Origin of the sequence: Alkalihalobacillus phoenicis (assembly GCF_047302405.1) — a bacterium.
In the GTDB taxonomy this organism is placed as follows: Bacteria; Bacillota; Bacilli; order Bacillales; family Bacillaceae_D; genus Alkalihalobacillus.
The window spans coordinates 4,699,387-4,711,199 of the sequence record NZ_CP154853.1 but is presented as its reverse complement, the minus strand read 5'-3'; the positions used below and the strand labels follow the sequence as shown (position 1 = coordinate 4,711,199).

Annotated in this window: 12 protein-coding genes; 5 read left to right on the top strand and 7 right to left on the bottom strand. The window is 35.5% G+C overall.

The genetic code is table 11. From position 1 onward, the window contains the following. Window positions 1-39 precede the first annotated feature (39 nt). The 4 genes from AA0017_RS22055 to AA0017_RS22040 are packed head-to-tail and all read left to right on the top strand — an operon-like array spanning window position 40 to window position 3,607. Window positions 40-873, top strand: coding sequence for a substrate-binding periplasmic protein (locus AA0017_RS22055; RefSeq protein WP_413378064.1), 834 nt, complete (start codon window positions 40-42; stop codon window positions 871-873). A 32-nt stretch (window positions 874-905) separates the two neighbouring features. Further along, window positions 906-1,562 carry an amino acid ABC transporter permease gene (locus tag AA0017_RS22050; RefSeq protein WP_413378062.1) on the top strand — a complete coding sequence of 219 codons (657 nt, stop codon included), beginning with the start codon at window positions 906-908 and terminating at the stop codon, window positions 1,560-1,562. A 29-nt stretch (window positions 1,563-1,591) separates the two neighbouring features. After that, a complete protein-coding gene (locus AA0017_RS22045) occupies window positions 1,592-2,347 on the top strand; it encodes an amino acid ABC transporter ATP-binding protein (protein WP_413382774.1) in 756 nt (251 codons plus the stop codon). 51 nt (window positions 2,348-2,398) lie between these two features. Beyond that, a complete protein-coding gene (locus AA0017_RS22040; protein ID WP_413378060.1) occupies window positions 2,399-3,607 on the top strand; it encodes a Zn-dependent hydrolase in 1,209 nt (402 codons plus the stop codon). A gap of 145 nt (window positions 3,608-3,752) precedes the next feature. On the opposite strand, the gene AA0017_RS22035 is transcribed toward AA0017_RS22040, so the two are convergent. From AA0017_RS22035 to AA0017_RS22005, 7 genes are read right to left on the bottom strand one after another with little or no spacing between them, the layout of a single operon-like run. Continuing rightward, entirely contained in the window at window positions 3,753-4,676 is a 924-nt protein-coding gene (locus AA0017_RS22035) for an NAD-dependent epimerase/dehydratase family protein (protein WP_413378058.1), read from the bottom strand. A gap of 16 nt (window positions 4,677-4,692) precedes the next feature. Then, window positions 4,693-6,063, bottom strand: a complete 1,371-nt coding sequence (gene hydA, locus AA0017_RS22030) for a dihydropyrimidinase (RefSeq protein ID WP_413378056.1) — start codon at window positions 6,061-6,063, stop codon at window positions 4,693-4,695. Window positions 6,064-6,080: 17 nt separating this feature from the next. Then, window positions 6,081-7,325 carry a M20 family metallo-hydrolase gene (locus AA0017_RS22025; protein ID WP_413378054.1) on the bottom strand — a complete coding sequence of 415 codons (1,245 nt, stop codon included), beginning with the start codon at window positions 7,323-7,325 and terminating at the stop codon, window positions 6,081-6,083. A gap of 28 nt (window positions 7,326-7,353) precedes the next feature. Further along, window positions 7,354-8,817, bottom strand: a complete 1,464-nt coding sequence (locus AA0017_RS22020) for an NCS1 family nucleobase:cation symporter-1 (protein WP_413378053.1) — start codon at window positions 8,815-8,817, stop codon at window positions 7,354-7,356. Between the two features lie 53 nt (window positions 8,818-8,870). Continuing rightward, the gene (locus AA0017_RS22015) at window positions 8,871-9,629 is read right to left on the bottom strand and encodes an SDR family NAD(P)-dependent oxidoreductase (RefSeq protein WP_413378051.1); all 759 of its coding nucleotides are present in this window, start codon (window positions 9,627-9,629) and stop codon (window positions 8,871-8,873) included. Window positions 9,630-9,655: 26 nt separating this feature from the next. Next, a complete protein-coding gene (locus AA0017_RS22010) occupies window positions 9,656-10,024 on the bottom strand; it encodes a RidA family protein (RefSeq protein ID WP_413378049.1) in 369 nt (122 codons plus the stop codon). A 54-nt stretch (window positions 10,025-10,078) separates the two neighbouring features. Then, a complete protein-coding gene (locus AA0017_RS22005; protein ID WP_413378047.1) occupies window positions 10,079-10,738 on the bottom strand; it encodes a transcriptional regulator in 660 nt (219 codons plus the stop codon). 264 nt (window positions 10,739-11,002) lie between these two features. Between AA0017_RS22005 and AA0017_RS22000 the strand changes: the two genes are divergently transcribed. Then, a complete protein-coding gene (locus AA0017_RS22000; RefSeq protein ID WP_413378046.1) occupies window positions 11,003-11,776 on the top strand; it encodes a DUF4393 domain-containing protein in 774 nt (257 codons plus the stop codon). Window positions 11,777-11,813: the final 37 nt, after the last annotated feature.

Genomic DNA, 11,813 nt, shown 5'->3' with positions numbered 1-11,813 from the left:
TTTACAGAATTTTCAAAAATAAAAGGAGTGATTTATAACATGTCAATCAAACACAAATTATTCTCTTTGATAGCAGGTATATCGGCTCTAGCCTTAGTCGGATGTGGAAGCACAGAAACAAATAGTCATGAAGCAAACGGAAACTCAGTTCAAGCAGAAGATAGCAGTCTACAACGTATTCAAGACAGCGGAAAGATCGTTATTGGTACAACAGGAAACTACCGGCCCTACACTTACATGGATGAGAGTAACCAACTTGTCGGTTATGACATTGAATGGGGGCACCTTATTGCAGAAGGATTAGGGGTTGAGCCTGAATTTGTTACTGGACAGTTTTCAGGGTTGCTACCAGGCTTAACAGCTGATCGCTTTGATATTATTCTTTCTGGAGTAAACATTACAGATGAACGAAAAGAATCGATTGATTTTTCTATTCCCTATTCAATGGATGGAGCTGTAGCTGTTATCAAAAAGGGTACTAATGCTGTAGCAGATATAACAGAAATTGACGACAAGGTAGTTGGTGTTAATGCCGGTTCTGCTTTTGATGCAGCTGTTAGGGAAATCGGAGGTTATAAAGAACTAAGGGAGTACCCAGGAGCAGCTGAGAGTTTCGCTGATTTAATTGCGGAACGCCTCGATGTAGTTGCAATTGGAATGGTATCTGCTGGTGAATATATGACAAATTCTTCAAGCGGTGAACATATTGAAATCGTCGGTGAGCCATTTGATATTAAGAATGTTGGAGTTGCCTTAAAAAAGAACAGCCCTGAATTACAGGAAGCAATTAACGAAATCATTGAAGAAAATAAAGAAAATGGCACTTATGATCAATTGACAGAGGAATACTTCGGTATAACCTTCGATAACTAAAAAACGAACATTACCATTAGGGAGGGTTACGCTTGAATACAGACATTATTGTAAATGGGTTTCCATTTCTATTGGAAGGTGCAATTGTCACCTTCCAAATTACAATCTTAGCTTTGATAATTGGAACAATATGGGGTTTTATTCTTTGTTTATTAAGGATGTCCCATAATCCCCTCTTTAAAGGATTTGCCTTTATATATATTTGGATTTTCCGTGGTGTCCCTTTACTCATTCTTTTGTTTTTATTTTATTATGCCACACCATTCGGCATCACCCTTACAGCATTCCAAGCTGCACTAGCTGCGATGGCTTTAAATGTGGGAGCATATAAAGCAGAATATATCCGTTCCGGCATGTATGCGGTAAAAAAAGGACAAATTGAGAGTGCTGAAGCCATTGGTTTAACACCATTTCAAGTTATGTTTAGAATTCGCCTCCCACAAGTTGTGCGAATTATTATTCCACCTTACATTAGTAACTCTACAAGTTTATTAAAACAATCAGCACAAGTATCTGTCATTACTGTACCAGACTTGATGCTCAATGCTCAAAATTTATATGCGAGTACCTATTCACCATTAGAAACATTAGGAGTAGCTGCAGTCCTCTATTTAGTCCTAACTAGTATACTAATGCTATTACAAACATTCGCTGAGAAAAAATTAAACATTGCCGCTACAAGTAAATAATACGAACGGAGGATATGCAGGTGTCCAAAATATTAGAATTAAAAAACATACAAAAAAAATTTGGCGAGCAAATTGTACTCAACGACGTTAACCTTAGTATTAACAAAGGAGAAGTTGTCTCTATTATTGGCCCAAGTGGTTCAGGAAAAAGCACATTATTACGTTGTATCAATTTTTTAGAAGTTCCTACTAAAGGAAAAGTAATACTAGATGGTCTTAAGGTAGAATATAAAACAAATCGCGTTGGAGAATTAACTGTGTTATCAAGAAGACAATTAAGTAAACATCGCAGTAAAGTGGGAATGGTCTTTCAGCATTTCAATTTATGGACACATAAAACAGTTCTAGAAAATATCATCGAAGGACCAATCGTTGTAAAAAAACAACCTAAACAAGTGGCAATTAAAAAGGCAGAAGAATTATTAAAACGAGTCGGGTTATATGAAAAAAAAGACCAGCATCCAAGCGATCTTTCAGGTGGACAACAACAGAGAGTTGCGATTGCAAGATCTCTCGCAATGGAACCAAGTGTAATGTTGTTTGATGAAGCTACCTCTGCCCTAGACCCCGAGTTAGTAGGCGATGTTCTGAAATTAATGGCTGAACTTGCTGAGGGAGGAATGACGATGATCATTGTCACTCATGAAATGCATTTTGCTGAGCGGGTTTCTGATCGTGTCATATTTATGGAATCTGGAAATATTGTCATAGAGGGAAGCCCTAAGCAAATCTTTCATAATAGAGAAAATCCACGTTTAGCTAGCTTCTTAAGTAATAGCAAATAAATATCATAAAAAAGAAAATAGGGCATGCAATGGGATAGTGGAGGGATACATTTGATTAATGGTGAACGACTTTGGAATACAATCATAACTTTAGGAGAAATAGGAATAGATAATCAAGGTGGGAATAGTCGTACATCGTTATCCCCTGCTGATTTACAAGCTAGAACATACATTATAGAACTAATGAAAGATGCAGGACTGTTGGTACGAGTCGATCCTATTGGGAATATTATAGGAAAGCTCGAGGGAAGAAAAACAGACACCTTAATGACAGGCTCTCATATAGATACGGTTACACAAGGTGGAAGGTTTGATGGGGCACTTGGCGTATTAGCTGGTATAGAAGCCTTACGCTCCTTAAAAGAAAACTCAGTAAAGTTAGATTATTCAATCGAAGTCATTTCTTTTTTAGATGAAGAAGGTACTCGTTTTGGAACAGGGTTTATCGGTAGCAACGCAATGGTTGGTACCCTGTCACCTGACTTTTTAAATTTAACTGATCAGAATGGAATGACTTATCAGGAAGCATTAATAAAAGCAGGTATTAATCCAGAAAATCACCAGAAAGCCAGCAGAAGGTTTGAAAATATACTCGGCTTTATTGAGGTTCATATCGAACAAGGAAAAGTACTAGAAATGCAAAACCTCCCACTTGGAATAGTTAATGGAATTCAAGGTGGTGTATGGGTTGAAGTAACTTTAACATCTGAATCTGACCATGCAGGTGCTACTCCTATGCATATTCGCAAAGATCCTTCTATTGCATTGGCACAGATCATATTAGAAACAGAACAAATCGCTCTTAAATATGGTGGTGTTGCGACGATTGGAAAAGTGCATTTTCATCCAAACGAGAGTAACATTATCCCAGGAAAAATATTTTTCACTATCGACTTTCGGCATATCAAAAAAAACTTAAGAGATAACATGAAACAAGCCATTATAAAAGCTATTCATTGTGTTTCTGAGAAAAAAGGGATATCTGTAAATATTGATATATCTGAAGAAGAAGAACCCGCTCAATGCTCTAAGAAAATTGTTAATATATTGAAAGAAACATGTATAGACTTAAACTTATCACATTTTATGATGAATTGCGGGGCAGGACATGATGCCATGATCTTATCCAAAAGGACTGATATAGGCCTTCTCTTAGTTCGCTCGAAAGCTGGTATCAGCCATAACCCCGAGGAGTGGAGTAGTAAAGAGGATTGCATCATCGCAACACAAGTATTATATGAAGCATTGCAGAGGTTTTAAAGGTCGGTGCCTGTGCCTGTCACTGCCCTAAAATTGTTAAAAAAAGAGCATCCTCGCTGTGAGGATGCTTTTCTCTGTTCATGATAATAGTACTTATTAACAATCGACATATTATAACAATCTTCGGGTGGTGATAGGCACCAAATCACCTTTGGCTTCTGGCTCCCTTCAGAACATCATAATATTCATTTATTCCATCGACAATTGAATACGAAGGGACGAAATTTAGTACTTCTTTTGCTTTCGTACAGTCAAGTGGAGAAATTTCATCATACCCAAAACCACCTGGACCTAAATCAAAGACAGTATCAGGAAATAGCTTTTCCATTACAGTTATTATTTCTCTTGTACTCGTTAAGTTCCCAGTCCCAATATTCAACGTTAAACCATTTGCATTTTCATTTTTTATCGTTAATCCAATAGCATTAACGACATCCTTAACATAAATATATTCTATCTTTTGATCAATTCCTGTATCTTCAATTACATTTTCATTCTTTAAAGCTTTTTCAAGAATGTACTTAATTGGCTCATGAAATACCCGACCTTGCCCATATACAAATGGAACCCTTAATGATGTTGTATTTATCCCATATTTTTCATTATAAACTTTCGCTAAATATTCACCTGTTACTTTAGTTACTCCATATATAGAGGTTGGGCTAGGGACATTCTTTTCACTTAGATTAGTTGTTTTGCTATTTCCATAAACAGCCGCTGAGCTTAAATATACAATTTGGTTTACTTGAAAAAGCCTTCCTGCCTCAAACACATTTGAAGTTCCAAGTATATTAGTATTTATAATCTTATTAGGAGAATTTTCAGAGCTTTTTGGATGTGACACCCCACCCCCATGAATAATTTTATCAATTTTATATTTTTTTAGAACTGATGCTAAGAGAGGAAAATCATCAACATTTCCTTGCTCAAAAACAAAGTTAGGGAATTTAGCTAATTCCTTTTCAGTCGGGTTAATATCAAAACCAATAACACGTATGTTTCTTTGTAGTAAAAATTCTACTAAATGGTGGCCAATTAAACCATTACTACCAGTTACTAAAATATTCAAATTTTCCCCCACCTTTTTAAGTCCACCTACTAAATTTGTTTCGATATAGGTATTCCCCTCGACCGCTCTTACCAACAACCTCTTTATTTCTAACAATAATTTCCCCTCTGGACAAAACATAATCGATATTACCCTGTACCTCCATCCCTTCGTATATACTATATTCTGTACCCTGTTTCTGTGATTCTTTCGTGATGACACTAGTTTTATTGGGGTCAAAAATTACTATGTCCCCATCACTCCCAATATTGAGACTACCTTTCTTTGGATACAAGCCAAAAATCTTAGCGGGATTTTGGCTTGTTATCTCAACAAGCTTAGGGAAAGTAATCTTCCTTTTATAAACTCCATGATGATAAAGTAGTAGAAGCGTACTTTCTATACCTGGTAAGCCATTAGATGCCTTAGTAAAGTTATTTACACCGTTCTCTTTACCGTTTACATATGGATGTGATGCATGGTCGGAACCTATTGTAGAAATAGCTCCAAGCTTAATTTTATTCCACAATACTTCTTGATCTTTTTTTGTTCTCAATGGTGGAGAACAAATATATTTAACTGCCTCTCTGTTTTCTTTTTTCAAATACTCCTCATCCAGCACTAAATATTGAGGACAGGTTTCTCCAAAGGCATTGACCCCTCTTTCCTTTGCTCTAATAAATTCTATCAATGCCTCTTCACAAGAAATATGAACAATATAAGTTGGGGCTTCCGTAATTTCAGCAATTCGTAAGGCTCTTGCTGTCGCCTCTGCTTCCATCGAAGGAGGTCTAGTATACGCGTGATAAATTGGTTTAGTATTATTTTTATTTAATGCCTCTTCAATAAGGCGATCTATTACCCTACCATTTTCAGCATGGATATTGGTTACTACCCCCGCTTCTTTCGCCGCTTTCATTAGAAGATACAATTCATCATCATTTACCATGTTTTCTTTATATGCCATAAACAACTTAATTGATGTTACCCCTTCATCTGGTAATCTAGATATTTGCTCTAATACATCTGGATTACACTTATTGATGATTGAGTGAAAGCCATAATCTATTAAAGAATTTTTAGCTTTTTCCCTCCACTCCTTCAAATCTTCTATAAATGTTTGTGAATTATCCGGATCAGTAAAGTTTATGATAGTCGTTACTCCCCCAGATGCTGCTGTTTTAGTTCCAGTATTAAAATCATCTAGTGTTCCTTCAATTGCAAGATGTGTATGCGGGTCAATTAAACCAGGAAGTACATATTTATTCATTGCATCAATGACCGTATCTTCATTTCCACCCAAAATCTCATTAGATATCATACTTATTTTTCCATTATCTATTTTTAAGTCTGCTTGAAAGATTTCAGATGCCGTAACTAGTATCCCATTTTGTATAATTGTAGCCACCATTCTCCCCCCAGTGTTTAATTATTAATATAATGAATGGCCGTATTCATCAATAAATCTGCTCCTAACTTAATATCTTCTGCTGTTGCAATTTCATTAGGATTATGACTTCCATTTTCAGACCTAACAAAAATCATAGCCATATCAGTAATTTCTGCCATTAGTTGTGCATCATGTCCTCCACCACTTGGCATTTCAATAGTATTAAGACTAAGAGCGTCACTTTTCTTTCTCATAGTTTCCAATATATGAGATGCGGATTTTGCCGGTTTTGCTTTTAATTTACTAGTCATTTTATACTTTAAATTTCTACGTTCGCTGATTGTTTTAACTTTCTTTTCGAGTTCAGAGAGAATAGCTTCCCTACTATCCAAATCTGTATCACGAATATCAATAATAGTGGATACTTTACCCGGAATAATATTTACCTGGCTTGGTTCAACATCCATTGTAGCTGCTGTTCCTACAGCATTCCCTCCATATCTATTAACAATTTCCTCTACTGCTAAAGCCGTTTCACTAGCACCTAATAAAGCATCATAACGTAAATCCATTGGAGTAGCACCCACATGATTGGATTCACCTTCAAATATTACTTCTGTTAAAGACAAACCGGTAATAGCCGTTACAATACCGACCGGTGTATTCTCTTGGAGCAGTATAGGTCCTTGCTCAACATGCATTTCTAAATAGACCTCAAAGTCTTCCTTACTTCTTATTGCCATTTCAATATTGTCTGGGTCTAACCCAAAGTTTTTCAGCACTTCATACCTAGTAGCCCCACTACTATCAGTTACTTTAAGATCTTCTGTTGTTAATTTGCCAGTCATCGCTCTACTACCAAATACTCCACCAGATTGAAATCTTGAACCTTCTTCTTCACAGAAAGCTATTACCTCTATAGGACGCTTATTAGGGATACCTTCTTCTTTTAAATGTTGGACAACTTCAATTCCTACAATTACACCAACGGTACCATCATACTTTCCTCCGTTTCCAACAGAGTCAACATGGGAACCTAATGCAACAGCCTTTAAACTAGGAACCACTCCTTCTTTCCTACCAATTAAATTTCCAGCTTGATCCAATCGAACCGTCATTCCTGCTTCTTGCATCCACTCACTAATTAAGTCTAGACCCTGTCTATATTCTTTAGTTAAGGCAATTCTACTAACTCCACCATCGTTTGTTTTTCCAATTTGAGCTAACAATTCTATTCTTCGTTCTAATCTTTCACTACTAATCACGATGCAGGCCTCCATTTGTTCTAATCTTTTTGACTACCCTAATTTAAATGGCTTTATCACTCGTATCCTCCGTTTCAGAACCAACCATATTTGATCGCTTTGACCACATTAAAATAAGATAAGTAACCGCAGCTACTCCAACGCCAATAAACCAGTTGTAATTATATAAATAGCTAATGGCTGGAATTATTAATCCACTATACGCAGCTAAGGCACCAACCCCAAACGCTATTAAACCATTTTTATTCCACCCACCATAGATTCCATCATGTCTGAATAAGCTTCCAAGGTCATAGTTCATTTTACGAATAATAAAGAAATCTATTAACATGACCCCTAAAACAGGACCCATGGTAGCTCCGATTCCTCCTAATACAACATCTAGTGAACCACCTTCTTCGTACCAAAGCCATGGTGCAGAAAAGGCACCGATAATTAAAGCAATCGCTCCTGATTTACGAAAATTTAATTTGGATGGCGCTAAATTAGTTAAGTCATATCCAACTGCAACTCCATTAGTTGCCACGTTAACTGATAATGTTGATATTAAAATAGAAACAGCACCAACTATTACAATAAAAGGATTATCAAACTGAGCTAAAACATAAATTGGATTTGTAACAGGAACATCAAATGCATACATAGTTCCCGCAGTCGTTAATAGAGCCATTAATGAAAACAAGATAAACATTGTTGGCATTCCAATTCCTTGCCCTATCAGTTGATCCTTTTGAGACCTTGAAAATCTAGTTAGATCCGAAATATTTAAAATAAGAGTCGCTACTGTGCCTAATAAAGCTGTCATTCCAAGTACAAAGGTTGGCCAAAAATCACCATTAGAAATGGTAGAAGGTATCGAAACTAAATTCCCAAACCCACCAGCTACATTTGCAGCCCAAATCACTAATCCTACTGCAATGACCATAATTACCGGTCCTGCCCATGATTCAAATTTTCTAACACGTTCCATTCCGTGGGTAATCACATAAGCATGTAATGTGAACGTAATAACAAATGCGATAAATTCATTTAATCCAAGTCCTAAAATATTTATATCCCCTAGGCTATCCCATGCTGAAAAGGATGATGCTAAAATTACATTTACTGCGATACTCCCAATATACATGTGCACTCCAAACCAAAATATCCCTAGACAAGCTCGAATAAATACTGGTATTTGAGCACCTTTAGTTCCAAAGCTAGAACGGATTAAGACCGGAAAAGGTACACCATACTTCGAACCAGAATAGCTATTAAATGCAATGGCAATAAACGCAATTAAATAAGCACAAGATACACAAGCAAATGCTTGCCAAAAACTCATCCCCGCTACCATTAGATTGGCTGCAACTTCCCACGCAACAATATTGTGTACGATCCCCATCCAAATCGCTGCATAGGCCCACCAAGTCCAATTTTTCTTTTTACCGCTTAATGGAGCAAGATCAGAGTTATATAAATTTACATCTGGCTCTTTACCGTTAACCAAAACCTTCTCATTTTCCATCGCTATCCCCCCAATATAAAATCTAAATATTCAGAAAAAATATGACAAAAAAATTAAAGCATTACATCTCCACAATTCGGACCAAGTGTTTGTCCTGTAAAAAGGTTACCATCTGGTTCAGACGCTAGAAAAACCGCAGTAGGAGCCACTTCTTCCACTTTACCAAATCGAGGAATAACCAATTCCTTCTTCTTATTTTCTTTCCATGTTTGACTTACTTCGTTCATTAGTTGAGTTTCTATAGGTCCTGGAGCTATACAATTTGCCGTTATCCCATATTCCCCAAGCTCTAATGCCACTGACTTAGTAAACCCAATCACCCCAGCTTTAGCAGCAGCATAATGGCTATGTTCAACACTGCCTTTTTGAGCAACTTGTGAGGATATGTTAATGATTCTTCCAAATCTACTTTCTATCATATATGGAACCGTTAATCGCGTTGTCAGAAAAGTACTTGTTAAATTAACTTCTATCATTCTTTTCCAGGTTGATAAATCCATTTCATGAACAAGGGTAGGGGTAGAAATCCCTGCACTATTGACCAAAATATCAATTTTCCCATACTTTTCTATTGTCTTTAAAATCAATAAATCCGCTGTTTCCTCTTTAGAAATGTCCCCTTCCGTTATGCTCACTTTATCTCCATACCGAGTCATTTCCTCTTGAAACTCTTTCTTTTCCTCAGTATTTCTAGCTAAGTAGTTTAATGATACATTAGCCCCTTCTTGAAGAAATGCTGTTGCTATAGTAAACCCTATACCTCCACCAGGTCCTGCACCAGTTATAACAGCCACTTTATTTTCTAATTTCAACCCTACCCCTCCTTTAAATTTTCATATTACAATTCAGCAATCGCATCGATTTCTAAAGGTATCCCTTTTAAATCACAGCCAATTGTAGTTCTTACTGGTAAGTTCTCAGTAAAAAATTCTTGGTAGACTTTGTCATAGGTCTCAAAATCATCTAAATTAGTTAAATATGCATTAACTTTAACAACATCCTCTAAGTTAGCACCTCCTGCTTCCAAAACATTCTTGATATTCGTTAGCGCTAACCTCACCTGCCCTTCTACAGTCGAAGGAATATCCCCTGTTTTTGGATCTACTGGTGTTTGTCCTGCTACATATACGGTATTATTTACTTTAATTCCTTGTGAAAAATGTCCACCTGGTTTTGGTGCAAAATTTGTACTAATAATTTCTTTCACAAAAATCACCCTTCTTCCTTCTAGTATCTTTTAAATAGTAAGGCTTACTTAGCTTTATATCCCTTGTTCACTACGCACTACATCAAGATGATTATAAAGTGTGTACTTTGATATACTAAAGTATTCGCAAATTTTATCACCTGATTTTTGAATTAAAAAAGCTCCCTTTTCATCAAGGTACTTTATCCCTTTCATCTTATCTTCTTTACTCATATGTGCTACTGGTTTACCTACATGGTTTTGAGCTTCTTGTATTAAGACTGCTAAGACATCATTTACATTATTAACGAATACTTCTTTTACATCCGTGTTTATCTTATTTAAATCTGTAAATTCTTTAATAGCTCTTTCTGCCATCATGAGACCTGTAATATCGAAATTAATACAGATACATCCTATAGGCTTTCCACTGCTATTTCGGATGTACATTGTAGTCGATCTTAACATTCTTCCGTCTTTCGTCTTTGTTAGATAATTGTGCTTATCCCCTTCTCGATCAGTTCCTCTCAAGACTTCTAAACCTAAATTAGTTCCTGTATCCCCAACTTTCCTCCCAGTTATTTGGCCATTCTCAATTAAAACTATTAACCCACTTCCATATTTCTCATGCTGCGTTAAATCTAAAAGTACTACCTCACAGTGATCTCCGAACTGTTTAGCAATACCTTTTACCATTGAAGTAAGAAATTCAATTTCATCATTAATATGTTCCAATTTAATAGGCTCCTATCTATAATGTAATTACAAATTTATAATAATTAATTTTTTTTAGTTTGTCAATATTTTTTTTAGTTTGTTTTTTGATTTTTTCGATTGTTCTAACTTTTATCAGGTCAAATAAAATCAATTAGGTATAGAAGCCATTCTATATATTTTTGATTCATTATGTAGGCCCATCACTTTTTAAATTTTTCATACCTATCCATACTTCATACCTGGATTTCATGATAATATTCCCATATAAGGGAGGTAATATTAATGACAAAAATTAAACTATTTTCAGTCGTACCTGATTCAACAAAAGAAGAGATTTTTAATCCAACATCAAATTTAATAGGACAAGCGTTTAAAGGCATAGCCCACAAAGTCTTAGATCCTCTTGTTAGATATAACATTGTTAAAGATGAAGAGATGAAACAATTTGCACAAAAAATAAAAGATAAAACTGATAAAGTACCTCTAGAAAACAGAGACTCTTCCAAACTAGGATTAACCTATAAAGCTGTAGAGGACTCCACTTATCAATTGAATTCTGAGATACTAAGAGATATGTTTTCAAACTTAATTGCGTCTACAGTCGATAGTAGAAAAAACTCTATAATTCTCCCTTCATTTTCTTCTATTCTGAAAGATCTATCGCCTAATGACGCATATTTATTTAAAAATCTATTTCGTGAAAATGTAGTGCCCATTGTAACGATAAGAATTGAAAGTAATAAAAATGGTTCTGGTGTAGATTTAGTAAGAAACGTAATCTTAATGATGGATGAGCATTACCAAGATCAAACTTCATTAGATACTTTACTAAGATTCGGTTTAATTGAACTCAATCCGGAGAAAAACCTAGTAGCAAAACAATATGTTGAGCGATACCAATTATTTAAAGAGTCAAAACTTTATAAAGAAGCTGAAGCATATGTACCACATAAAACAGATACTGATTTAGTTTTAGATTCAATTAGGCTCTTAGAAGGTAATCTTAAAATTACTTCATTAGGAAAAGAATTAGGTAGCATTGTTATCACTAATTAGTACTAACTAAATTTTTAAAAACCAGTTTCTTTTTTTA